The following is a 26,324-nucleotide window of genomic DNA, read 5'->3' as shown; positions in this document are numbered from 1 at the left end:
ATTTTCTGCTCCACAACCCCGCTTCAGGGCTGCATACCGTGTTCATTCAGCAGGGCCAGAAATGCATTCTCATCCAGCACCTCAACATTCAGCGCCTGCGCTTTGGTGAGTTTTGAGCCTGCTTTTTCACCGGCAACCAGAAAATCGGTTTTTGCCGACACACTGCCGGCCACTTTCACACCCAGCTGTTCCAGTAAGGCTTTGGCATCATCACGGCTCATACCACTCTGGGCCAGAGTGCCGGTGATAACGGCGGTTTTACCGCTTAATGGTAAATCGGCATTCTGTTGCGGCTCTTTTTCTTCCCAGTGCACACCGGCACGCTGCAGCTGCTCAATGACCGTGCGGTTATGCTCTTCGGCAAAGAAATTATGCACATGGGCAGCGACCACGGTGCCGACATCAGCAACCTCCAGCAAAGCCTCTGCATCGGCATCCATAATGCGCTGCAGAAAACCAAAATGTGAGGCCAGATTATTGGCCGTGACGGTGCCCACTTCGCGGATACCCAGTGCGTATAAAAAACGCCCCAGCGTGGTTTGCTTCGCCGTATTCAGCGCGTCCAGAATATTCTGTGCCGACTTTTCTGCCATACGCTCAAGGCCTGCCAGCTGCTCCAGGGTTAAATGAAATAAATCATCCACGGAGTCAATTAATCCGGCATCCACCAGCTGATCAATTAATTTATCGCCCAGACCTTCAATATCCAGTGCCTTACGTGAAGCAAAATGTTTAATCGCTTCTTTGCGCTGCGCCGAACACACCAGCCCGCCGGTACAACGGGCAACGGCCTCTCCTTCGACTTTTTCGACCAGCGAATCACACACAGGGCAATTAGCCGGAATCTGAATATCACGGGCATCGGCCGGACGCTTTTCGGCAACCACAGAGACAATTTGCGGAATCACATCACCGGCGCGGCGGATAATCACGGTATCGCCGATTTTTACGCCCAGACGGGCAATTTCATCCATATTATGCAGCGTGGCATTGGAAACGGTGACACCGGCAACATGTACCGGTTTTAACCGCGCCACCGGTGTTACGGCACCGGTTCGGCCAACCTGAAAATCGACACCCAGCAGCTCGGTCATTTCTTCTACCGCCGGGAATTTATAGGCAATGGCCCAGCGCGGCGCGCGGGCAACAAAACCCAGCTGTTCCTGCAGCGCCAGGTCATCGACCTTAAAAACCGTGCCATCAATTTCATACGCCAGACGATGACGTTTTTCTCCCAGTTGCTCAAAAAAAGCCTGGGCTTCTGCCACGCCATTCACGACCCGCATCTCTTCATTAATGCGGATACCCCAGCGTTTTATTCTTTGCAGAATAGCGCTGTGCGTTGCCGGTAAAACCGCATCATCACTGACCACACCAATGCTGTAGGCACAGAATTCCAGCGGACGTTTTGCCGTAATATTCGGGTCGAGCTGACGCAGGGAACCGGCGGCGGCATTACGCGGATTAGCAAAGACTTTTTCATCGTTAGCGCGGGCTTTATCGTTATAGGCTTCAAAGCCCGCCTTCGGCATATACACTTCGCCACGCACTTCCAGGCGCGCAGGAAAATCATCGCCCTGTAAACGCAGAGGAACATTTTTAATGGTGCGCACATTCTGGGTGATGTCTTCGCCGGTCTGGCCATCACCACGGGTAGCAGCACGCACCAGCAAACCCTGCTCGTACAGGATGCTGACGGCCAGACCATCGAGTTTAGGTTCACAGGCCAGAGCAATACTGTCGCTGGTTTTTAAACGTTCCTGCAGACGCTGGTAAAAGGCAGAAAATTCTTCGGCATTCATCGCGTTATCCAGGGATAACATCGGCCGCTCATGGGTAACGCTGACAAATTGGCTGAGGGGTGTTGCACCGACACGCTGGGTCGGGGAATCTGCGCTGATTAATTGCGGATGCTCAGCTTCCAGCTGCTGTAATTCGCGCAATAAACGGTCGTATTCAGCATCCGGAATACTGGGCTCATCCAGCACATAGTAGCGGTGATTATGCAGATTGATTTCGCTGCGCAGCTGCTCAATACGCTGGTTAACACTGGAGGGCACAATGGCGCTGTCAGAAGAAGCAGAGGAGCCCGTTGGCTCCTCTGCAAAAAGATCATTTTGTGTATTCATATTATTTAGCTTGTTTTTTCAGGGCCAGACGCTGACGCCGTTCAAAATCCATAATCTGCTGGCGGTCGTGTTCCATAGTCTGCGGGGTTAATGCACTGCGCGCACCGTCGTACACATCGGCACGTAATTTACGCGCAACGACCAGGGCCATTTCCGACATGGCTTCATAGGCTTCCAGCGGCTTTTTCGCCCCCGGCAGGCTCATAAAGAAACTCAGGCCACGGAAATGCTGCTGCGCCATCGCCGCCGGAACAAAAATGCCGGGCTCATAACTTTGTGCCACCGAGAACTGAATACAGCCTTCACCGTCAGCCTGCTCAAAACGGTGAAAAATATCTTTTTCGCCAAAGCGCAGATCGCAACTGTTAAACAGAAACAGAACATCTTTGCCGGAAAAACCAGCCGGATCACGGGCAATGGCATGAATTTCCAGCACCAGCTCCGGAATACCACGGCTGGCCAGGGATTCGGCATTGGCACCGGCAAAATTGACCGGCTGCAGCGGCAGCTCCGATGGCAGTTTTTCGACTTCCTGTTCAAGATGCGGATCGACAATATGCTCAGGATCTTCAAGCTCTGGCAGATTGTCTTCCTGCGGGTCAGACGCTTTTGCAACGACCGGGGCAGCGCTCACTTCCGCGTCATCGGACACCGGGGTATCTGCTACAGAGCCATTTGCCACCGGTTCCACATCCGCGCTGTCATCTTCGATCTGCGGCTTAATATCGTCATCGCCCAGCTCTTCAACATCCAGCAACACCGGAAACTGCTCATCCAGATTAACCGGACGGGCTTTGGGAATCAGTGGTGATGGCGGAATATCCAGATCTTCGACCGGATGTTCGCTTCTGGCCTGAGCCGCGCTGGCATGAATTTTCTGGTTATGGCCCAGCTGCACGCCGGCATACTCCGGGCTTTTTTCTGCGCTCATATCTTCTGCAGGATTAACTTCTGCTGAGTCCTCAGCAACGGTATTGGCTTCAGCATCAGAATGTTCGGATAAAGACTCAGCCACCGGCGGTTTGGCAACCGGTTTAACAACCACGGCTGATTTCACCACGCGCGCAGGCCCCAGGTCGTCTTCCCAGGGAATAACCGGCTCTTCTTCGGTCGAGAAATTGCCTTCCAGCTCGGTAAATACCGGCTCCTGTGCAGGCTGGCGCGGACGCTCCTGCTCTGCGGCACGCTGCTGCGCGGGACGAAAACCGAGCAGTGCATCATCCTCATCAGCATCCTGCACGGTGCTCTGACCGGCCGCTTTATTAACAACACGAACACCGCCGGGCAACTCCGGGTTATGGCCGTCGTCCGGAAAGCGGAAATCACTGCTGACATCCAGACGCAGAGCTTCAGCACGCGCACGGCGCATGCGGCGGAAGCCATCAATTAATATTGCCACCATCACTAACAATCCGATCAGGATCAGGACGGTTCGCCAACTCCATTCCATAGTTGCCTCAGACTTTCATTCACTGTTTTGCCGCTCCGGAAAAGCGCTCGATGGGACATCAGAACGGCAGGGTTTATTTGGGTTCAAAGTGTTACACAACGATTCACGCGAAAACAGACCCCGGACGGCGCTTTTGGCCTCTTTTTTGCCGTCCACGATTCTGGGGTCTGACTTTCTGCCACAGACCAGCCAAATAGCCGGGGGAGACGATCCGCCAGCCCGATAACCTCAGGCGTCGATCATTTCCGCGGCCTCTTCCACATCCACCGACACCAGACGGGAAACCCCCGGCTCGTGCATGGTGACGCCCATCAACTGAGACGCCATCTCCATGGCAATTTTGTTGTGGGTGATATAAATAAACTGCACCTTCTCCGACATAGCTTTTACCAGACGCGCATAGCGACCAACGTTGGCGTCATCAAGCGGTGCATCCACCTCATCCAGCATACAGAACGGTGCCGGATTCAGCTGGAAGATGGAGAACACCAGCGCGATGGCGGTCAGTGCTTTTTCGCCACCGGACAGCAGATGAATGGTGCTGTTTTTCTTACCCGGCGGGCGCGCCATGATCGCCACCCCGGTGGTCAGCAGATCTTCGTCGGTCAGCTCCAGACAGGCGTGGCCGCCACCAAAGACTTTCGGGAACAGCTCGGCCAGGCCGGCGTTCATCTTGTCGAAAGTTTCCTGGAAGCGGGTGCGGGTTTCACGGTCGATTTTCTGAATCGCGCCTTCAAGCGTGTTCAGGGCTTTTTCCAGATCCTCGTTCTGCGCATCCAGATACACCTTACGCTCGGACTGAATACGGTATTCATCAATCGCCGCAAGGTTAATGGCACCCAACCGCTGGATACGTTCAGCGATGCGCGCCAGCTCTTCCTGCCAGCTGTCGGCATCCGCCTCTTCCGGCATATTGTCGAGCACGTCTTTTAACGTGAGCTTTTCTTCCTGCAGGTTTTCCACCAGCGCCTGACGACGGATATCCAGCGCCTGACATTCCATGCGCACTTTTTCCAGTTCGTTACGCACATCCAGCGCTTTCTTTTCAGCATCGGCGCGGGCCTGCTCCAGCTCACGCAGGCGGGCATCCACCGCTTCCAGCGCATGACGCGCAGCCGACATAATCTGCTCAGCGTTGAGACGACGCTCCAGCAGTTCTTCCATTTCCGCTTTCAGTTCGTCGAGATCGGCGCTGTGATCGCGGTTCTGGTTATCGATAATCTGTTGCTTACGCTCACGCAGGCGCTGCATCTGTGCGGCCAGTCGTTCGATCGCCTGCTGTAAGCCCTGCTCACGGCTCTTCAGGGTCTGCACTTTCAGCTGCAGCTGATGGGCCTTGTCCTGATGCTGACGTGACTCCATGCGCGCCCGCTCCAGCAGTTGCTGTACGCGGTTGCGCTCGGCCTGCAGACGTTCACGCTCATCGGTATCATCGTCGATGGCGCTCATCGCTTCCTGCCAGGTCAGACGCAACTCTTCCAGAGCTTCGCGCTCCAGCGCCTGTAACTGTCTGGCTTCGCTGATATCCTGATTCAGTTTGTCGCTGCGCAGGGCAAACTGCTCGGCACGCGCCTGTTTGCCGGACAACTGGGATTTCAGGGTGATCAGCTTCTGGCTGACCTGCTGCTGTTCACGCTGAGCGGTTTCACGCTGCTGCTCCAGTGAGCGCAGCTTAAGCTGGTCAGCATCCAGATCGGCATCCCACTCTTCGACCTGAATATCCAGTTCTTCAATCTGATCTTCCAGAACCTCAAGTTCCTGCTGGCGGGCCAGTACGCCGCCCTCACCGTCAGCGGCGCGGGCAACACGCAACCAGTTAGGGCCAAGCCAGATACCATCGGCGGTAATAATGGATTCATGGGCGGCCAGATTGCCGCGCGCTGCCAGCGCAGAGGCCAGATCATCGGCCACTTTAACCCCGGCCAGCAGGCCGCTGACGTCCTGACGGCTCTGCACTTTGGCCGCCAGCGTACCGGCAGCACCCGTGTTAACCGCAGCAGCACCCTGTCCCTGTTGCCATAAACTGAGGTGTCCTTCTTTAAAACTGCCGAGCCAGTGCTGTGCCGGATCAAGCTGATCGATCATCACCGCCTGCAGGTAATCGCCCAATACGGTTTCAACCGCCCGCTCCCAGCCGCTTTCAACCTGCAGCTGTTCGGCAAGACGCGGTTTGCGCGCCAGCTGATGGCTTTCCAGCCAGTGGCTGACGGCTTCTGAGCCCTGCCCTAAGGCGGCTTTCTGCAAGGCATCGAGGGTGGCTTTGCGGTTCAGCATCTGCTGTAACTGCGCCTTGCCTTCATCCAGCTGACGGCGTTGCTGTTCCAGCTGTTCACGACCGGTGGTTACCTGCTCCTGCAGACTGTCGAGGCGTTCCTGCTGGCTGTCGGCGGCCAGTTCCTGTTCGCTGACTTCTTCGGCCAGTAGCTGAATTTCTTCCAGCTCCGGGTTGTCTTTCAGCTGCTGCAGTTCCTCTTCCAGACGACGAATCTGCTGGTCGAGACGGGTAAGCTGCTGCTCACTGTTCTGAATGCGGGTCTGTGCCACTTCGGCCTGGCGGGTTGGCTCACTGGCGCGCTGGGTAAAGCTGTCCCAGGCGTCCTGCCAGCGGCTCTGGGCTTCTTCGGCCTCCAGCAGCATGGCGGCGGATTCTTCTTCACCGGCCAGCAGCATTTCCAGCTCCGGCTCCAGCAGCATCAGTTCTTCACCGACGGCTTCGCGCGCCAGCTGGTCTTCTTCCAGCGATTTTTCAGTTTCAAGGATGGCCTTTTCGGCTTCGGCCATATCCTGATCAAGCTGCAGCGCCATCTGCGCCTGATGCTCGAGCTTCTGCTCATGGCGGGCAATGTGAGCACCTACTTCGTAGTATTTGCTCTGCGCGCTGTTAAACAAATCGCCTTTTTCCTGATGCTCCAGACGCAGGCCTTCGATTTCGGCATCGGCGGCACGCTGTTCAGCCATATGGGCTTCGAACTGGGTCTGATGCTCGGCGATTTTCAGCTCGCGAACGCGGTAATCGGCATCCAGCGCCTGCCACTTCAGGGCCTGCAGTTGTGCCTTTTTTTCGCGTTCCTGGGTTTTTAATTCTTTGTATTTTTCTGCCGCCTGGGCCTGACGCTGCAGATGGGATAACTGCCGCTCCAGTTCCTGACGGATATCCTGCAGGCGCTCGAGGTTTTCATGGGTGCGGCGCATGCGGTTTTCGGTTTCGCGGCGGCGCTCTTTGTATTTGGAAATACCGGCCGCTTCTTCCACATACACCCGCAGCTCTTCCGGTTTGGCTTCGATCAGGCGCGAGATCATGCCCTGCTCGATAATGGCGTAGGAGCGCGGACCAAGGCCGGTGCCGAGGAAGATGTCGGTGATGTCTTTACGGCGGCATTTGGTTCCGTTCAGGAAATAGGTCGACTGACCATCGCGGGTCACCTGACGACGCAGACTGACTTCGGCATAACCGGCATATTCACCACGCAGGGTGCCGTCACTGTTATCGAATATCAGATCGACACTGGCTTTGCTGACCGGTTTACGCTCGGACGAACCGTTAAAAATAACGTCGGTCATGGCATCGCCACGCAGGTATTTGGCTGAGCTTTCGCCCATTACCCAGCGCACCGCATCGATGGTGTTGGATTTACCACAACCGTTAGGGCCAACGATGCCGGTCATATTGGTGCTGAACGGCACGGTGGTCGGGTCAACAAAGGATTTAAAGCCCGCCAGTTTGATGGCTTTCAAGCGCATGTTCAGGCCTCCTCAGCCATCGCTGCCAGTACCAGTTCGCGCTGGTGCTGGCCATAGTTCTGTAGTAATCCCGGCAGGGCCCGCAGGTTGCGTTTTAACACGGCATCCATCAAACCGGCAAAAAAGCGCGCGGCGTACTCCGTTTCCTGCGGCGAGCGGCGGATCGCCAGCGCATAGGTGCGATGCAACGCCGGTTGCAAGTCTTCCAGTACTTCCGCCAGATACTGATTACCGGCGATAGCAAATGCCATGCGCATAAGAACAAAACCGGATTCAACAAAGGCGACTTTGTCTTCGCTTTGCTGCAGTTCCTGAATAATCTGCACTTGCGCCAGCAACGGCCGGATATTGTTATCGGTCCAGTTTTCCGCAACCCGCTGTGCCAGCATCGTCAGCAGGTCGATGTACAGATCGTACAGGCTGTTAACGCCCTGTTCGGTCAGCGTGGTCACCACGGCCCCACGGCGCGGCAGAATATCAATCAGATGGCGGCTTTCGAGTATCAGCAGGGCTTCACGCACCGAGCCACGGCTGACTTCCAGCTCACTGACCACACGGGTTTCCTGAATACGCTCACCGGATGTCAGCTGCCCCTGAATAATACGTTGCGCCAGATAGCGGGCAATCTGTTCGGAAAGGCTTTCAGGCGCAGAAAAACTCATGGGGGTCTGTTCCATACTGATAAAAAAACCGGCGGCGATATTAGCACAGAATGCTGCACAACCGGGCTATGCCATAGCGTCTGTAGCGCATTCCTGCGTCCGGTGATGCCCATCCTGCCAACATTGACAACGGATCACCCGAAATGACGCAATTGCCTGTACCACCAACTCCCGCTCCGCTGCAGACTGACCGCAAATGACCAGAGAATAAGACGGATATCACCGCAAGATTGTCCGACAATCCTACAAACAATAACAACAAACCCCATGAGGAGATGTCGATGTCTGAACAAGCACCAGGCTCACGCATGCTGACGTTTAAAAAATACGCCTATCTGCTGGTCGTGGTTCCGCCATTGCTGCTGCCACTGTCGCAATGGCTGTGGCAAAACATCGGTTACGCCAATCTGCTCGCCTTCTTTCCGCTGCTGTTTGTTTACGGCATTGTCCCCATCCTTGACCACATTATTGGCCAGGACCCGGTGAATCCGGATGAAACACGGGAAGTGCCGAAGCTGTCGGAAGAGCGTTTTTACCGCCTGCTGACGCTGCTGTGCCTGCCGATGCAGCTGGCGGTTCTGTTTTATGCCGGACACGTTTTTGTAAGCGCAGAGCTGAACTGGGTCGGACAACTCGGCTGGTTACTTTCTCTCGGCACTGTGGGCGCCATTGTCGCCATTAATGTCGGTCATGAACTGATTCATAAAGACCCCAGACTTGAGCAATGGGCCGGTGGTCTGTTACTGGCCTGCGTTTCTTATGGTGGCTTTAAGGTTGAGCACGTACGCGGCCATCATGTGCATGTTTCAACACCGGCCGATGCTTCTTCTTCACGCTACGGTCAGAGCCTGTATCAGTTTTTGCCCCATGCTTATCTGCACAACTTTCTCAATGCCTGGAAACTGGAAGCCAAACGTCTGCGTCATAAAGGCCACTCGCCGTTCAGCTGGCGTAATGAACTGATCTGGTGGTATGGCTTCAGCCTTTTACTGGCAGCAATATGTGGAGCTTTGTGGGGCTGGATGGGGGTGTTTTTCTTTGCTGCCCAGAGCTTCTTTGCCTTCAGCCTGCTGGAAGTGATCAACTACGTTGAACACTACGGCCTGCACCGCCGCAAGCTGGACAATGGCCGTTACGAGCGTCCGGATATCGAACACTCCTGGAACAGCAACTACCTGCTCACCAATCTGTTCCTGTTCCAGCTGCAGCGTCACTCCGATCACCACGCTTATCCGAAGCGTCGCTATCAGGTACTGCGCCATCACGATGTCAGCCCACAGCTGCCCAGTGGTTACGCCACCATGGTGGTGCTGGCCCTGATTCCGCCACTGTGGTTTAAGGTAATGAACCCCCGCGTTGAAGGTTACTACAAAGGTGAAGAGCATCAGCTGCAAGGCAGCTGACAGACAGCCCCTGAACAGGACACCGGCTCAGTACAACGCCAGACCCGCCGTGGCAACAATGATCAGCAGCATCAGCAGCAGTTGCCACGGCTTTACTTTCTCACCGAACAACCACACGCCCCAGCAGGCCGCACCGATAATGCCGACGCCACGTTTAACGGTTTCAACAATGCCCGGATGAATCTCCGTTACCGCCAGCCACTGGCCGCTGACCGCCAGCACAAACACCAGTAAAGCCAGCGCCATTAATCCCCATGGGCCGGAATAACGCGGCACAGACAAACGATCACGGCGGCGTAATGAATCAACGCTATAGGCCAGCAATAACACCAGACACATGCCGGCACTCTGAATCAGGCCGTGAAAAAAGACCGTGGCCGATGTCAGTGCCACCTTGTCAAAGACAATGCCCGTTCCCCAGCACAGAGCGACGACCAGCATCAGCCCCAAACCCGCACCGGCTTCTTTTGGCCTGAGCAATAAATTCCAGCCCGAATGCAGCAGAAAAATCGCCACGACAATACTCAGCATCGCCAGCAGCTGTAAGCCACTCAGTTGCTCACCCAGCAGCCACAGGCTGAGCAGGGCCGCCACTACCGGTGTAAACGACAGCACCGGCACCAGCAAGGCGATACGGCCGACACTGAGTGCTTTGATATAGCAGACACTGGCCAATGCTGATACCAACAGCGACACCAACCCCGGAAGCCAGTAACCCGCCTCCGGCAGTGACGCCCCCTGAGACAACCACAACAACAGATACAGCGGAGTAACGCCGGCACTGAGCCAGATAGCCAGAGTCAGCGGCTGTGCATGAGCCGTCAGTTTTTTGCGCGCCAGATCGAACAGTGACCAGGCCAGCGCAGATAACAACATAAACGACATAGCAGTCCCGGTGATGATAAATAAAACCATCTTACGTGTTCACCGGACCGACGTCAGCGTCCTGCTGAAAATGAATCAGGACGATGCACCCTGTTTTTTTATTGCGCAAAAAAGGGGCAATAAAAAAAGATAACAACCCGGCCAGACGCTGAAAACCCGGATAAATGCCAGCGGGCAGCAAAAAAATAAAACTGGCACAGCTCCTGCTGAACATATTGCATTCCACATCAACGGCGATATGGAACACAACCTGAATTTCCGGATAACGGCGTCCACTCCGCTTGCATACTGCAGCCGGATGGGTCGCCGTTTTTTATTTCCGGACAGCTGTTGAGCAATTTCTTAAACGTTAATGAGGTAATGCTATGTCCTATCTGATGCCTGCCGAGTTTGCCACCAAGATGGTAGATGCCGGTGAAGCTAAAATTTATATGTCGACCCGCGATACCCTGGTACGCGCTTTTATGGCCGGTGCCATTCTCGCTCTGGCGGCGGTTTTTGCCGTCAGCGTTGCCGTGGCAACCGGTTCACATCTGATTGGTTCCATTCTGTTTCCCGTTGGTTTCTGCATGCTTTATCTGATGGGCTTTGATCTGCTCACCGGTGTATTTATGCTGACGCCTCTGGCCTGGCTGGATCGTCGCCCCGGTGTTACCTGGGGGCAGATTCTGCGTAACTGGGGACTGGTTTTTCTCGGTAATTTCGGTGGCGCGTTAACCGTCGCCTTTTTAATGTCCTTTATTTTTACCTACGGCTACAACACCGATGGCGGTGCTATTGCTGAAAAAGTCGCTCATATTGGTGAAGCCCGCACCCTGGGCTATGCCGAATACGGTGCTGCCGGCTGGTTCACCATTTTTATCCGCGGCATGCTGTGTAACTGGATGGTTTCTATGGGTGTTGTCGGCGCCATGATTTCCACTAATGTCAGCGGTAAAGTGATCGCCATGTGGATGCCGATTATGCTGTTCTTTTTTATGGGCTTTGAACATTCCGTTGTAAATATGTTTCTGTTTCCGTTTGGCCTGATTATGGGCGGTGAATTTTCGGTAATGGATTATTTTATCTGGAATGAAATTCCAACCGCATTGGGTAACCTGGTGGGTGGTCTGGCCTTTACCGGTTTAACCCTGTACGCCACCCACGTCCGTACTGCGAAAAAACGTGCGCTGATGTCAGCACCGACCCAGACTCAGCCACAGATGTAAATTCTGGGCTTTATAAAGCTCAGGTCATAAACACCAGCCATAAACCCTGGCCATAAACCCTGGCAATGCTTGCCGGGGTTTTATGGCTGACAGCCTGCAGCGATGATTTATGTCCTCTCTCCGTATTCAGCTTGGCCAGTATTCCTGCGCCGGACGCAAAGCCGTTAATCAGGATTTTCACGGCGCCTGCCTTGCCGATAATCTGCAGAAAGAACGCAAAGGCATTGCCATTGCCCTGGCGGACGGCATCAGCAGCAGTAACGTCAGCCAGATTGCCAGCGCCGCTGCCGTTAAAAGTTTTCTTGAAGATTATTACTGCACACCCGATGTCTGGAGTGTGCGTAAATCGGCGCAGCGGGTTATTCAGGCCAGTAATTCCTGGCTTTACAGTCAGACGCGGCGCAGTCAGTACGCCTGGGAGCGGGATAAAGGCTATATCTGCACTTTTTCGGCGCTGATTCTGAAATCCACTCAGGCGCATATTTTTCATTGCGGTGACTGCCGCGTTTATCATCTGCAGGGACACTCGCTGGAGCAATTAACCCAGGATCACCGGGTACAGATTTCTGCCGAACAAAGCTATTTAGCCCGCGCGCTGGGCATGGATCAGCAGCTGGATATTGATTACCACAACATGCCACTGACTGCCGGCGATGTTTTTATTCTCGCCACCGATGGCCTGTATGAGTTTGTCAGCCACGGACAAATCACAGCAGCCATTACAAAGGCACTGAAAATTCACAGCGACAACAGTCTCGAACTCTGTGCACAACAACTTGCTGAACTGGCTCTGAGTCAGGGCAGCGACGACAATATCAGCATTCAGCTGGCTTATATTGCCTCTCTGCCCGATACCAACATTAATGAATGGCAGCAGCAATTACAGCAGCTGACGTTACCGCCGGCACTGGAGGAAGGTGCGGAATTCGATGGTTTTACCCTGCTACGCCGTTTGCATATCAGTGGCCGCAGTCATGTGTATCTGGCCCGCGATCAGGACAGTGGTGAAAAAGTCGTTTTAAAATTTCCGGCCTCAGATATTCAGGCCGACAGCGCCAGCCTTGAGCGTTTTCTGCTGGAAGACTGGATTGCCCGGCGCATCCACAGTCCCTGCGTATTGGCAGCGGCACAGAACAACCGGCCAAAGCAGTATTTATACAACGCCACGGAATGGATTGAAGGCCAGACACTGCGCCAGTGGATGCTGGATAACCCAAAGCCCGGTTTAATTAAAGTACGGGATATCGTCGCCCAGATAGCAAAAGGCTTAAGGGCTTTTCACCGGCTGGAAATGCTGCATCAGGATTTAAAGCCCGACAATATTATGATTGATGCTAACGGTTGCATAAAAATCATCGATTTTGGTGCCGTGCAGGTCGCAGGTCTGGCAGAAACGCATCAGCCTCCGGCGGAAAATCCTTTTCCGGGCACCGTGCAATATATGGCGCCGGAGTATTTCTGCGGCGGTTATACCGGCACGCATTCCGATCTGTTTTCTCTCGCCGTCATCACCTATCAGATGCTCAGCGGCGGCGAACTGCCCTATGGCCTGAATGTGGTCAAAGCACGAACGGTCAGTGCCCAGCGACGTCTGCAATACCGCCCGCTGGCCATATCTGACCGTAACATACCACCGTGGATCGACACTGCTCTGGCAAAAGCATTGCAGCCTCTGCCACATAAACGCAGTGCGGAGTTATCGGAGTTTATTTTTAATCTTAATCAGCCCGCTGAGGATTATTTGCGTCAGCAGAAGCCACCGTTAATGGAGCGCGATCCTCTGCTGTTCTGGCAATCAACCACCGCCATACTGCTGCTGACGGTGGTCTGGCTGAGCTGGAAACTGCTGCAATAGCCCGCAATCTGCTGCTGACGGTGGTCTGGCTGAGCTGGAAACTGCTGCAATAGCCCGCAATTATTTCAGTTCTGCCAGCGCTCAGGAGCATAGGAAAATACCGGCAGCGACCAGCGCCAGCGAATCGCTGCCAGACGCATGGCCAGACCAGCGGAGAAAGCCGCCAGCATGGTGACGCTTTCGTTCACACCAAAATGCAGCAAGGTTAAATACAGCAGCGCGACCAGCAGCGACACACTGGCGTATAACTCGTGACACAACACCTGCGGCGTCTGATTACAGAGAATATCGCGCAGAATACCGCCAAAAATACCGGTAATAATGCCAGCCATCACCACCACCGGCAGACTGTAATCCAGCTTCAGCGCAACATTGCAGCCGATAATGGTAAAGGCCACTAAGCCCATGGCATCAAGAATTAAAAACAAACGCTGCAAACGATGCATAAAGCGCGCAACCACCATGGTCAGCAAACCGGCAGATACCGTGAGAAAAATATAAGGGGGATGCTGTGTCCAGGTTACCGGGAAATTACCCAGCAGGACATCACGCACAGTGCCACCACCCAGCGCCGTTAAAAAGGCGATTAAGGCAACACCAAACATATCCATATTACGACGACCGGCGGCGAGCGCTCCGGACATGGCTTCAGCGGTAATAGCAATTAAATAGACAGTGGTCAGCACACAGAACTCCTGCGTAACCTGTGCCCCTCCCCCTGTCCTGTGTACCTGAGAGTTTAACCGTACGGAATGGTCCGCCGGCTTGCTCCTTCGGTGGACTGCATCAGGTGCAGCCTCTCTCCAGATGGCCTATCAATGAACCCGCAGTCCGGTAGCCTGAGCGTTTATGGGAGTTTGCGCCTTCGGCGGGTGTACGGCTGAATGCCAGCTTAGTGACAAATAACACACCACTCTCCTGCGGGGTCGCCATTGTAGACAATCGGGCCACAGAACACCAGATGCTGAACGAGTGATCAGTTTTATATCCCCGCCCTCCTGAATCGCAGGCACAAAAAAACCGGCCGAAGCCGGTTTTTCATGTAACTACCTGACCGTAGTCAGGTGCTGTGTGCGCTGGTAAGACAAGGCGAAAGTGGTTGAGGAAACGGAGTGTAGTTACCTACACGAGGCAGATTTTTGCTCCTGCAAAATCTGCATTTCCGCCATCCATGGCGGTCATATTCCGAAACCCTGCAGGCACAAAAAAACCGGCCGAAGCCGGTTTTTTACGTATCACTCAGCGGATACGAACGTAACGAGCGATAGCTGACCGAGGCGAAGACCATTGAGCAAGCGGAGTGTAGTAGTCCTACATGAGCATTGCGAAATGGTCTTCAACAAAGGTCAGCTGAGCGCAGTAGTTCGTTACATTCTTTCCCAAACGGTCGCGATACCCTGGCCTAAACCAATACACATGGTAGACACACCGTACTTACCACCTTCCTGCTCAAGCACGTTGATCAGAGTGGTAGAGATACGCGCACCGGAACAACCCAGCGGGTGACCCAGAGCGATGGCACCGCCATGAATATTTACACGGCTGTCAGCGATTTCGGTCAGTTTCAGATCCTTGATGCAAGGCAGAGACTGAGCACCGAAAGCTTCGTTCAGCTCCCAGTAATCGATATCGGTAACGTCCAGACCAGCGCGCTTCAGTGCCTTTTTGGTCGCAGGAACCGGGCCGTAACCCATGATCGCTGCATCAACACCGGCAACCGCCATACCAATGATACGGGCACGTGGCTTGAGGCCCAGTTCCATTGCTTTCTCGTAGCTCATCAGCAGCATGGCTGATGCACCATCGGTGATCTGAGAAGAAGTACCGGCAGTTACGGTACCGCTCTTAGGATCGAAAGCAGGACGCAGGTTACCCAGGCTTTCAACAGTGGTTTCCGGACGGATAGTTTCGTCTTCGGTTACCAGAATCTGTTTGCCTTCAGCATCGTGGCCGTACATCGGAACGATTTCGTTCTTGAACTTGCCTTCCAGAGTCGCTTTGTGAGCCAGACGGTGAGAACGCGCGGCGAACTCATCCTGCTGCTGACGGGTAATACCGTGCATTTTGCCCAGCATTTCCGCAGTCAGACCCATCATGTTGGATGCTTTAGCGAAGTGCTTTGAAGACTCAGGGTTGTGGTCAAAACCGTGCTGCATGTTCACGTGACCCATGTGTTCAACACCACCAACAACGAATACATCGCCGTTACCGGTCTGAATGGCCTGAGCCGCAGTGTGGATAGCAGACATTGCAGAACCACACAGACGGTTAACAGTCTGAGCACCCGCTTCTTTAGGCACAACAGTCAGCAGACCGATCTGACGTGCAACGTTGAAGCCCTGTTCCAGAGTCTGGTTTACACAGCCCCAGATAACGTCTTCAACCAGAGCAGGGTTAACGCCCGGGTTACGTTCGAACAATGCGTTGATCAGATTTGCAGAAATGGTTTCCGCACGTACGTTGCGGAATACGCCACCTTTGGAACGACCCATAGGTGAGCGCACTGCATCAACAACAACAACGTCTTTTGGATTGTAAGACATGGTTTAAATCTCCTAGTGCGCCTATTAACCGAAGTAGCTTTCGCCGTTCGCAGCCATTTCACGCATACGAGCGGTTGGTTTGTACAGATTGCCCAGGTCGGCGTACTTGTCACACAGAGCAACAAACTCAGCCATACCAACGGAATCCATGTAACGGCACGCACCACCACGGAATGGAGGGAAACCAATACCGAAGATCAGACCCATATCGGCTTCTGCCGGAGTATCAACGATACCTTCTTCCAGACAGCGGGCGATCTCGATGCACATTGGGATCATGCAGCGTGCGATGATGTCTTCAGCTTCGAAGTCTTTCGCTTCAGCAACCACTGGCTTGATCAGATCGTAAGTAGTCTGATCAACAACTTTCTTCGGCTTGCCTTTCTTATCGGTTTCGTAAACGTAGAAACCTTTACCGTTCTTCTGGCCGTAACGTTCGTTTTCGAACATCACTTCCATAGAGGTTTTGAAGTCAGCCTTCATACGATCCGGGAAGCCTTCCGCCATTACTTCGTTGGCGTGAACACCGGTATCGATACCAACAACGTCCAGCAGGTATGCAGGACCCATTGGGAAACCGAATTTCTCCATTACTTTGTCGACTTTCTGGAAGTCAGCACCGTCGCGGACCAGGCCAGCGAAACCAGCGAAGTAAGGGAACAGTACACGGTTAACCAGGAAGCCCGGGCAATCGTTTACAACGATCGGGGTTTTACCCATTTTCTTCGCGTAAGCAACCACAGTGGCCACAGCTTCAGGAGAAGTCTTGGCACCACGGATAACTTCAACCAGTGGCATCATGTGCACAGGGTTAAAGAAGTGCATACCCAGGAAGTTTTCAGGACGCTTCAGGTCAGCAGCCAGCAGGTCGATAGAAATGGTAGAAGTGTTAGACGTGATGATCGCATCTTCGCGAACTTTGTCTTCCAGCTCAGCCAGAACCATTTTCTTGACTTTAGGGTTTTCAACAACCGCTTCAACCACAGTGTCGACATCGCCGAATTCTGCATAAGACAGAGTAGGACGGATGCGGTTCAGGGTTTCACCCATCTGCAGAGGCTTCATTTTCTTACGCTCTACGCGCTTGGCCAGCAGCTTGTTCGCTTCGTTCAGGCCCAGCTCGATACCCGCTTCATTGATGTCTTTCATCATGATCGGGGTGCCTTTCAGCGCAGACTGGAAGGCAATACCGCCACCCATGATGCCAGCGCCCAGCACAGCAGCTTTATTGGTTGGCTTAGCAGCTTTGTCGAATTCTTTTGCTTTCTTCTTCAGCAGCTGGTCGTTCATGAACAGACCGATCAGAGCGTTGCTTTCAGAAGTTTTTGCCAGTTGTGCAAAGCCTTTGGCTTCCACTTCCAGTGCTTTATCACGACCCATATTGGCCGCTTTCTGCATGGATTTGATGGCAACGATTGGCGCTGGGTACTGACCTTTGGTCTGACCAGCAACGAAACCTTTAGCGGTTTCGAAAACCATCATCTGTTCCATCGTGTTCAGCTTCAGCTTGGAAGTTTTTTCTTCACGACGGGCCTGCCAGTTGATTTCGCCAGCGATGGCGGCTTTCAGCATGGCAACAGACTGTTCTTTCAGTTTGTCAGCAGCAACAACGGCATCAACTGCGCCGTCTTTCAGTGCTTTCTCAGGCTTGTTCTCAGCGCCCATGCAGATCCATTCGATCGCATTGTCAGCACCGATAACACGTGGCAGACGGACAGTACCGCCAAAACCAGGCATCAGACCCAGTTTAACTTCTGGCAGACCGATCTTGGCCTTGTCAGACATAACGCGCAGGTCGGTAGACAGACACATTTCGAAGCCGCCACCCAGAGCGATGCCATTAATAGCAGTCAGGGTAGGAACGGACAGATCTTCGATAGCGCAGAAGATTTTGTTGGCTTCGAGGCCCCAGGCCACGATTTCTTCTTCGCTTTGCTTGAAGGCTTCACCGAATTCGGTGATATCCGCGCCGACGATAAATACGTCTTTACCAGATGTAACTAAAACGCCTTTAACGTCGCTGTTGCCTTGAATCGCTTCAACTGCTGCCTTCAGGTCTTCCAAAGTAACGCGGTTAAACTTGTTAACAGAGTCGCCTTGCAGATCGAATTTCAATTCGGCGATGCCGTCTTCGATCAAATTTACCGTGATGGCTTTACCTTCGTAAATCATCAACTGATCTCCACATGGTGGTTAGCTATTGACTGATCTGCCCGGAGGCGAATCAGCATTCTGCCTGTTGGTGAAACAACGCCCGCTGATGTTCATAAAACGAACAATTCATACGAGCGTTTGAATCTGAGTGGCACACATTCGGGGAAAGCGGTTGGAAAGTCAATAGAGAAGCAGGAATTGACGGGCATGCTGCTTATTTTCTGCACAAACCACGATCCTGAACGGCGCTATTTTAGCAGGTAAAGGGTCATTCGTGTTGAAAGACGATCACCTGACAGGTGGAAGTTATTCTGCCGGGCAGGAACCCGGTCACGGGTACGAGACCACAGACAACCACCGCCCTATCCTGGCGCATTAAGCTACTTTTTGTTCATTTTTGTTACAGTTTGTAATGTCCTATAGGGATAAAATGGCCTATCTCATACACTCCTTGCGGAAAGGATGTAATTCTTTCACGACAACTATCTAAAACAAAAAGAAGAAAACATGATGCGTCTAGCCTTCAACACCGCACGACTGGTGGTTCTGTTGTTACTGAGCCAGGCCGCACTCGCGACCCCACAGCAATTACTGACCGATTTACAACATATGCGCCTTGCCGCAACCAACGCCGTCACCAACTTTTATATGTTTTCTGGTTTGGATGCCGACAGTAAATACGAGCGCCGTATTGATCAGAGCATGAAGAAATTCAATGACAGCCTGACCAGTGCCCGCCAGCTGGCTTCCATCAACGGCATGGGCGACAGTGTTGCCAGCATTGATGCCGACTGGAAGAAGCTGTCTGAGCTGATGATGATTAACCGCAACGACATGCTGAAGCAGGGCTATCCCAACGTCCGTCTGGTCGATGAAATGGGCCGTAAGAGCATGGAAATTGTGAATAAGGCATCGGATGCCTACAGCAAGCTGGAACAAAGCAGTGGCATTAAGCCCAGCCCAATCGTGCAGAAAGCCCGCGATCTTGCCTTACTGATGGAAGAAATCACCTCCCAGTATGCCGCCCGCGGTACGACCAACCTGGGCCAGGTATTTATGGGCAACTACTCCCGCACCCTGACCGAAATGGCCGAAGATTTTCAGCAACAGCTGACTGAGCTGGAAGGCATGATCAAATCACAGAAGACCGAAGTGCTGATGGGCAGTGTTAAAAGCAAATGGCGCTTTATGGAAGAGCGCATCAAGAATTACAACGAGAACACCGTACCGTTTCTGGTTGTCAGCTATAACGACCGTATCATTGAGCATCTGGAAGAGCTGGAGTCGATGTTCCAGTAAGCGTTGCCGATAGCGGCTACACGCCATATAAAAAGCCCGCTCAGTGCGGGCTTTTTATTGTGCCGAATCGCTTAAAAAAGCGCTTAAAAAAACGCTTCCATAAAATGCTGATAGGCTGCAGCACTGGCCGTTTTGTTTTCAGCCGCCATCAGCGTCACGCGGTTGTCGTACACCTCCAGCATCAGCAGGTTATCCTGCAGCTGTGGCAACATACGGCTGATCAGTTCAGCATCGGCCGCACTGCCATGGTTATGCCAGCTCAGCCCTTCGGGCAAGCCTTCATTGTCCCAGCCCGCCTGACCCACGACACGGAATTTAAGATCCCCGCCCTGCTGCTTACCGCGCCGTAACAGCGTATAGCTGGTACCGGGGATGTCATCGCGGATACCGGTTTTGGCTGCGTCCGGTTTAAAGGTAAAGCTGCGTACCTGCAAACCACTGCGGATGGCTTCAAAACGCAAGGCCGCCAGACGGGTATCGCGTGGGCTGGGTTTCAGCCAGATGATGGAGCCAAACAGAGACAGGGCTACGGCCACCACAATCAGCCAGATCATAAGGTCATTTCCTCCAGCTCCAGCCAGCGTTCTTCCAGAGCTTCGAGCGCTGCTTCGGCATCTGCCAGCTGGGCCAGCACGGCCTGAACCTGTGCAGCGTCACCACTGTAAAAATTGCCATCAGCAGTCTGAGCAGCCAGCGCATCGCGCTTCGTTTCCGCTGCGGCAATCTGTTCAGGCAGCAGATCCAGTTCGCGTTGCAGTTTGTACGACAGCTTTTTCTTTGGCTCTGCCGGCGCGATAGCTGAGGCCGGCTCATCTTTTTTAACGGCTTTTTCACTGGCGCCAGCTGGTGCGCTGCTGGCCTGTGTGGCGCGGGCTTTCATCCGTTCCTGCCAGTCGGAGTAACCACCAACCTGCTCGTCGATCACGCCGTTTTCACCGAACACCCACAACTGCGTAACCACGTTATCGATAAAGGCCCGGTCATGGCTGACCAGCAGCAGCGTGGCCTTATATTCCATCAGACGCTCTTCCAGAAGCTCCAGAGTTTCCACGTCCAGATCGTTGGTCGGCTCATCCATCACCAGCAGGTTGCAGGGTTTCAGGAATAACTTGGCCAACAGCACGCGGTTACGCTCCCCACCGGACAAAGCTTTAACCGGCGTACGTGCCCGCGCCGGGGCAAACAGAAAGTCGCCCAGGTAACCAATGATATGACGGCTTTGGCCATTCACTTCGACCTGATCCTTACCATCGGCGACGTTATCGGCAATGGATTTTTCTTCGTCCAGCTGATGGCGGGCCTGATCAAAATAAGCAACTTCAAGTCTGGTACCACATTTAATGGTGCCCGACTGCGGCTCAAGCTTGCCCAGCAATAATTTCAGCAGCGTACTCTTACCCACGCCGTTGGGGCCAATCAGGCCGATGCGGTCACCGCGCATCACTGTGGTGGAGAAATCGTTCACCTGCATCACATCTTTCCAGGCGTAGGTCAGATGTTCGATTTCAAATACCTGCTTACCGGAAGATTCCGCAGCATTCATGCTGATATTGGCACTGCCCTGCACTTCACGGCGGGCCTTGCGCTCTTTGCGCATTTCTTTTAACCGCTCAACCCGGCCTTCATTACGGGTACGACGCGCTTTAACGCCCTGGCGAATCCACTTTTCTTCTTCGCTCAGGCGCTTATCGAATAAGGCGTTCTGGGTGGCTTCGTCTTCCAGGCGTTTCTCGCGGTATTCAACAAAGCTCAGGTAGTCGCCCTGCCACTGATACAGGTGGCCACGATCAAGTTCAACAATACGGGTCGCCAGATTCTGTACAAAAGCCCGGTCGTGACTGATAAAGACCAGTGCGCCGTTGAACTGCTTCAGCTGCTCTTCCAGCCATTCGATGGTGGCCACGTCCATATGGTTGGTTGGCTCGTCGAGGATCAGCAGATCCGGCTCGACAACTAAAGCCCGGGCCAGCATCACCCGGCGCTGCCAACCACCAGACAGTTCAGAAAACATCGACTCGCCGGGCAGATTCAGCTTCTGGATAATGGCTTCCACTTTCTGTTGCCAGCGCCAGCCATCGGCGGCTTCGATACGGGTTTGCAGCTGCTCCAGTTTTTTCAGGTCAGCATCCGCGCCTTTAGCGCTTTCATCATGGTACTGGGCTATTGCCAGACCAACATCCCCCAGCCCTTCGGCAATTACATCGTAGACCGGCGTATGTGTGGTCTGCGGCAGTTCCTGCTGCAGGGCGCTGACACGCAGCAGATCGCGGTATTCCACCCGGCCATCATCCGGCTGTACCTGACGGTTAAGAATTTTCAGCAGCGTCGATTTACCTTCGCCATTGCGGCCAACCACACACAGACGCTCGCCGCTCTGAATATCAAGATCGACCTTATCGAGCAGAACGTGATCGCCAAACGCCAGCTCAGCCTGTTTCAAACGCACTAATACCATGGAGCCTTAACCTTACCGCCGGAGAAAAGGCCGACAGTATACAGAGGAAGCGCCATCACCGCGCGGCCAGAACCCGGTCCAATGGAAAAGCAACGTTTGTCCCAGATAAAAGACAGTCTGTTTTAAATGGATTTGCAAAAAAGGCTATTGCATCTGCTATCGGCAACCGTTAAACAGCTCCGTTGCCCTTTGTGCATTTCGTTCTCATAACCGGTACATAATAATGACAATACATCTGAATCAGGGACATATTGCCGCTCTGATCATCGCCCTGGCTTTTTTCATCTGGATGGGAGCCGGCTCCTTGTCCGACGACGCCCCATTTGAAAATCCACGCCCACTGGTGATGGACAGTGGCCTGACACGTGTTCAGGTTGAGCGGATGAAAGGTGAGCTGGTTAATCGCGACATCACTATTTCTGCTCATACGGCTGCCAACCGCCGGGTTGAACTGAAATCAGAAATCCGCGGCAAAGTGATTGCTATCCATAAAGACAAAGGTGCCGCTGTTAAAGAAGGTGAGCTGCTGCTGGAACTGGATGCCCGCGACTGGCCGGCACGGGTAAAACAGGCGGAAGCCAATCTGCAACAACGCCAGCTGGAAGCCCGCAGCGCCCGCCAGCTGAGTGAACGCGGCCTGGCCAACGAATCACAGCTGGCACAGGCTGCCACTGCGCTGGCCAATGCCGAAGCTGAGCTGACCAACGCCCGTATTCAGCTCAATGCCACCAAAATCCGCGCCCCTTTTACCGGTATTGTTGACCAGCGCATGGTTGAGATCGGCGATTTCGTCAAAGACAGCTCTCCTTTGCTGACCGTGCTCGATTTCACTCCATTTCTGGTAAAAGGCCAGGTGTCCGAACGCGACGCCGCCGACATTAATATCGGCGACACCGGTTTTGCTGAGCTGATCAATGGCGACCGCGTCGATGGCCGTGTCCGCTTTATCGCGGCCGAAGCCGATGCCAAAACCCGCACTTTCCCGCTGGAGCTGGAAATCAGTAATCCGGGCGGCAGTATGACCAGCGGCCTGACCGCCAAGCTGCATATTCCGCAACCAGCGACCTACGCCTACTTTATCTCTCCGGCATTGCTGATTCTGGACGATGAAGGCCAGCTGGGGCTGAAAGGTATTGATGAGCAAAACCGCGTGGTATTCCGCGGCGTTAATCTTTTAAAAGCCGATAACAAAGGCATCTGGGTTTACGGTCTGGGCTCTGAGGCCAACATCATCACCGTTGGTCAGGGCTTTGTGGAATACGGTCAGCAGGTTGAGCCCGTCTATATGCAAGACACCGAAATCAGTGCCCAGCCGGAAGCGCCCAAAGACGACGCTGACGCCACTGCCTTAAGTGCGGGGTAAGGTATGAATTCGCTGATTGATGCATCCCTGCAGCGTTCACGCACGGTACTGATGCTGTTTTGCCTGATTGCGTTGGTGGGTATTGCCACGCTGATCACGATTCCGAAAGAAAGTAACCCGGATATTACCGTTCCTTTTGTTTATGTCTCGGTGGTGCACGATGGGATCGCCCCCGAAGACGCCGACGCCCTGATTTACAAGCCGCTGGAAAAGGAGCTGCGCTCCCTCGACGGGCTGAAAGAAATGGTGTCTACCGCCACCAGTGGTCATCTGTCGATCACGCTGGAGTTTTACACCGACGTAAATATTGATCAGGCCCTGCTCGATGTCCGCCAGAAAGTGGATGACGCCAAAGGTGAGTTGCCCACCGACAGCAAAGAACCCAAGGTAAAAGAAATCAACGTCGCCCTGTTTCCGGTGATGGTGGTGACCCTGTCCGGTGAAGTGAATGAGTCTGCACTCTATGCCGTGGCCGAAGATCTGCAGGATCGTCTCGAAGCCCTGCCCGGCGTACTCGAAGCCACGATTCAGGGTAAGCGTGACGAAATCGCCGAGATCATCGTCGACCCGGCGCGCATGGATAACTACAACCTGTCGTTTAACGACCTGGCCCGGTTGGTTGGCAATAACAACCAGCTGGTCGCCAGCGAGGATCTGGACACCGGCGCCGGACGTTTTGGCGTCAAGGTGCCCGGCCTGATTGAAAATATTCCCGACATTCTCAAACTACCGGTCAAAGCCGATGGCGATACCGTGGTGCTGTTTCAGGATATTGCGGTGGGCCGCCTGGCCTACAAAGACCGTAAAAATGCCGCCCGGGTAAATGGCAAACCCGCCGTCACGCTGGAGATCAAAAAGCGCATCGGCTCCAACATCATCGACACCCTTGATCAGGTAAAAGGCATCATTAATGAAGTGAAGCCCTACTGGCCGGCTGGTATTGATGTGGGTGTAACCCAGGACGAATCGGTACAGATCAAAGACATGCTCAACGATCTGTTCAATAACGTTCTGGTAGCAACATTACTGGTGATGATCCTGGTGCTCGGCAGTCTGGGTCTGCGCAGTTCGCTGATGGTCGGCATGGCCATTCCCGGTGCTTTTCTGATGGCGCTGATTGTGCTCAGCATGATGGGCTACACCCTGAATATGGTGGTGCTGTTCTCGCTGATTCTGTCCGTCGGCATGCTGGTTGACGGCGCCATCGTTGTGACCGAGTTTGCCGACCGGCGCCTGGCCGAAGGCGCGACCAAACTGCAGGCTTACAGCGAAGCGGCCAAGCGCATGGCCTGGCCAATTATCGCCTCGACAGCCACGACCCTGGCAGTCTTTCTGCCGCTGCTGTTCTGGCCCGGCACCACCGGCGAATTTATGAAATTCCTGCCGCTCACCCTGCTTTACACCCTCACCGCTTCGCTGATTATGGCGTTGATTGTGGTGCCGACCATTGGCGCTGTTATGGGAAAGGATGGTCATCATAACAACGGTGCCCTGAGCGCCATCGAAGCCGCCGAACAAGGCCGCTTCGACGAGCTGAAAGGCTTTACCGGCGGTTATATTCGCCTGCTGTCGAAAGCTCTGAAACACCCGCTGCAGGTGCTGGGTATGGCGATTGCGGCCCTGATTGGCTCCTTCGTGCTGTATGGCTCACTGGGACACGGCGTCGAGTTTTTCCCCGATGTGGATGCCGATATCGGCCTGGTCGATGTCCGTGCGCGCGGCAACCTGTCGCTGCTTGAGCGTGAAGAACTGGTACAGCAGGTGGAAAAACGCATTTTCGATATGGCCGAAATTCAGTCGCTGTATACCGCCACCTTTGTCAAAGCGCCTTCGGATTCCGCTGCCGATGTGATTGGCCGCATTCAGATCGAACTGGTGAACTGGGAGCATCGCCGCTCCGCCAACCAGATTCTGGCCGACATTGAACACCGCACCGCCGATATTGCCGGCATCATTATTGAAACGCAGAAAAAAGAAGGTGGCCCGGCTGCCGGCGCCGATATCCAGCTGCAGTTTACCGCCGCCAGCAATGAAGCCATGGTGCCTCTGCTGGAAGAAGTAAAAGCCATCTTTAATGCAGACCCGGAACTGAAAGACGTGCGCGACGACCGGCCGCTGGAAGGCATTGAATGGCAACTGCAGATTGACCGCGAAGAGGCCACCCGCTACGGCACGGATATCGCCAGCACCGGCGCCATGATCCGCATGATTACCGGCGGCCAGAAAGTCGGCACCTTCCAGCCGGATTTCAGTGATGACGAAGTTGAGATTCTGCTGCGCTATCCGCTGCAGACCCGCAGCATTGATCAGTTTGAAGCCTTTAATATCAGCACGCCTTATGGCCTGGTGCCGGTCAGCAACTTTATGCAGCGTAACGCCGTGCCGAAATCGGGCGATATTGTGCGTATTGATGGTAAGCGCCGCTATCGCTTAACCGCCAACGTCACCGAAGGCGTGAACGCAACGGAAAAGATCCAGCAGCTCAGTGAAAAAATCAAAGACCTCGACTGGCGTGGTGCCGGTGTCGAGCCCCGCTTCCGTGGCGACTTTGAGCAAATGGGCGAAACCGGTGCCTTCCTCGGCAAGGCCTTCGGAATTGCCCTGTTCCTGATGGCTACCATTCTGGTGACTCAGTTCAACAGCTTCTATCAGGCCGGTCTGATTATGAGTGCCATCATTCTGTCCATTGTTGGTGTACTGATTGGTCTGATGATCCGCGGTGAGCCATTTGGCATTGTGATGAGCGGCGTCGGTGTAATTGCCCTGGCCGGTATTGTGGTGAACAACAATATCGTTCTGATCGACACCTACAACGTGCTTATACGTCAGGGACTCGACCCGGTTGATGCCGCTCTGCGTACCGGTGCCCAGCGCCTGCGTCCGGTATTACTGACGGCGGTTACCACCGTTATTGGTCTACTGCCGATGGTGATGCAGTGGAATATCGACCTGCTCAACCAGCACTTTACGGTAGGCGCACCGTCGTCACAGTGGTGGACGCAGCTGTCGACGGCCATTGCCGGTGGCCTGACCTTTGCCACGGTACTGACGCTGATTCTGACGCCCTGTTTACTGGTTCTGGGGGAAAAACGTCATCTGCAGGCACGGCAAATGCCTGTCATCAGTGAAAGCAGTACTCAACCCTCAGCCTGATCAGGCTTTATACAATCGGCTGGT

Annotated in this window: 16 protein-coding genes and 2 riboswitches; of the genes, 6 read left to right on the top strand and 10 right to left on the bottom strand. The window is 54.0% G+C overall.

What is annotated here, in order from left to right:
* Positions 1-23: 23 nt before the first annotated feature.
* The 4 genes from ligA to MT343_RS07285 all read right to left on the bottom strand — a co-directional run bounded on the left by ligA (position 24) and on the right by MT343_RS07285 (position 7,982).
* Positions 24-2,129, bottom strand: a complete 2,106-nt coding sequence (gene ligA / locus MT343_RS07300; RefSeq protein WP_145469473.1) for an NAD-dependent DNA ligase LigA — start codon at positions 2,127-2,129, stop codon at positions 24-26.
* Between the two features lies 1 nt (position 2,130).
* Positions 2,131-3,579, bottom strand: a complete 1,449-nt coding sequence (locus MT343_RS07295; protein WP_145469472.1) for a cell division protein ZipA — start codon at positions 3,577-3,579, stop codon at positions 2,131-2,133.
* Positions 3,580-3,807: 228 nt separating this feature from the next.
* Positions 3,808-7,320: a chromosome segregation protein SMC gene (gene smc / locus MT343_RS07290; protein ID WP_145469471.1), complete on the bottom strand. Its 3,513-nt coding sequence runs from the start codon at positions 7,318-7,320 to the stop codon at positions 3,808-3,810.
* Positions 7,321-7,322: 2 nt separating this feature from the next.
* A complete protein-coding gene (locus MT343_RS07285) occupies positions 7,323-7,982 on the bottom strand; it encodes a GntR family transcriptional regulator (RefSeq protein ID WP_145469470.1) in 660 nt (219 codons plus the stop codon).
* 281 nt (positions 7,983-8,263) lie between these two features.
* On the opposite strand from MT343_RS07285, the gene MT343_RS07280 reads away from it, so the two are divergent.
* Complete coding sequence (locus MT343_RS07280) at positions 8,264-9,385, top strand: alkane 1-monooxygenase (protein ID WP_145469469.1); 1,122 nt, start codon at positions 8,264-8,266, stop codon at positions 9,383-9,385.
* 27 nt (positions 9,386-9,412) lie between these two features.
* On the opposite strand, the gene MT343_RS07275 is transcribed toward MT343_RS07280, so the two are convergent.
* Positions 9,413-10,270 carry a DMT family transporter gene (locus tag MT343_RS07275; protein WP_186435944.1) on the bottom strand — a complete coding sequence of 286 codons (858 nt, stop codon included), beginning with the start codon at positions 10,268-10,270 and terminating at the stop codon, positions 9,413-9,415.
* Positions 10,271-10,635: 365 nt separating this feature from the next.
* Between MT343_RS07275 and MT343_RS07270 the strand changes: the two genes are divergently transcribed.
* A complete protein-coding gene (locus MT343_RS07270; protein ID WP_145469467.1) occupies positions 10,636-11,478 on the top strand; it encodes a formate/nitrite transporter family protein in 843 nt (280 codons plus the stop codon).
* 109 nt (positions 11,479-11,587) lie between these two features.
* Positions 11,588-13,333, top strand: coding sequence for a bifunctional protein-serine/threonine kinase/phosphatase (locus MT343_RS07265; RefSeq protein WP_145469466.1), 1,746 nt, complete (start codon positions 11,588-11,590; stop codon positions 13,331-13,333).
* A 65-nt stretch (positions 13,334-13,398) separates the two neighbouring features.
* Here the strand turns inward: MT343_RS07265 and MT343_RS07260 are convergent, their stop codons facing one another.
* The 3 genes from MT343_RS07260 to fadB all read right to left on the bottom strand — a co-directional run bounded on the left by MT343_RS07260 (position 13,399) and on the right by fadB (position 18,048).
* The gene (locus tag MT343_RS07260; protein ID WP_145469465.1) at positions 13,399-14,019 is read right to left on the bottom strand and encodes a trimeric intracellular cation channel family protein; all 621 of its coding nucleotides are present in this window, start codon (positions 14,017-14,019) and stop codon (positions 13,399-13,401) included.
* A 22-nt stretch (positions 14,020-14,041) separates the two neighbouring features.
* Positions 14,042-14,150, bottom strand: a riboswitch (glycine riboswitch).
* A riboswitch (glycine riboswitch) is annotated at positions 14,151-14,264 on the bottom strand.
* Positions 14,265-14,700: 436 nt separating this feature from the next.
* Positions 14,701-15,876, bottom strand: a complete 1,176-nt coding sequence (gene fadA / locus MT343_RS07255; protein ID WP_145469464.1) for an acetyl-CoA C-acyltransferase FadA — start codon at positions 15,874-15,876, stop codon at positions 14,701-14,703.
* Positions 15,877-15,900: 24 nt separating this feature from the next.
* Complete coding sequence (gene fadB / locus MT343_RS07250; protein WP_145469537.1) at positions 15,901-18,048, bottom strand: fatty acid oxidation complex subunit alpha FadB; 2,148 nt, start codon at positions 18,046-18,048, stop codon at positions 15,901-15,903.
* Positions 18,049-18,537: 489 nt separating this feature from the next.
* On the opposite strand from fadB, the gene MT343_RS07245 reads away from it, so the two are divergent.
* Positions 18,538-19,329 (top strand): hypothetical protein, encoded by a 792-nt coding sequence (locus tag MT343_RS07245; protein ID WP_145469463.1) that lies wholly within the window; start codon positions 18,538-18,540, stop codon positions 19,327-19,329.
* An 83-nt stretch (positions 19,330-19,412) separates the two neighbouring features.
* Here MT343_RS07245 and MT343_RS07240 read toward each other — a convergent pair whose 3' ends face one another.
* Together MT343_RS07240 and MT343_RS07235 are read right to left on the bottom strand one after the other, a co-directional pair.
* Entirely contained in the window at positions 19,413-19,883 is a 471-nt protein-coding gene (locus tag MT343_RS07240; RefSeq protein ID WP_145469462.1) for a hypothetical protein, read from the bottom strand.
* Positions 19,880-21,784, bottom strand: coding sequence for an ATP-binding cassette domain-containing protein (locus MT343_RS07235; protein WP_145469461.1), 1,905 nt, complete (start codon positions 21,782-21,784; stop codon positions 19,880-19,882). The genes MT343_RS07240 and MT343_RS07235 overlap by 4 nt, the downstream gene beginning before the upstream one ends.
* A 223-nt stretch (positions 21,785-22,007) precedes the next feature.
* Between MT343_RS07235 and MT343_RS07230 the strand changes: the two genes are divergently transcribed.
* A complete protein-coding gene (locus MT343_RS07230) occupies positions 22,008-23,147 on the top strand; it encodes an efflux RND transporter periplasmic adaptor subunit (RefSeq protein WP_145469460.1) in 1,140 nt (379 codons plus the stop codon).
* Between the two features lie 3 nt (positions 23,148-23,150).
* On the top strand, positions 23,151-26,300 hold the full coding sequence (locus tag MT343_RS07225) for an efflux RND transporter permease subunit (RefSeq protein ID WP_145469459.1): 3,150 nt from the start codon (positions 23,151-23,153) through the stop codon (positions 26,298-26,300).
* The last annotated feature ends 24 nt before the right edge of the window (positions 26,301-26,324 follow it).

It is taken from the genome of Venatorbacter sp. C2-1, assembly GCF_022832715.1.
Lineage (GTDB): Bacteria > Pseudomonadota > Gammaproteobacteria > Pseudomonadales > Oceanobacteraceae > Venatoribacter > Venatoribacter alkanivorans.
The sequence above is the reverse complement of the archived record's forward strand: the minus strand, read 5'-3'. Positions and strand labels throughout refer to the sequence as shown.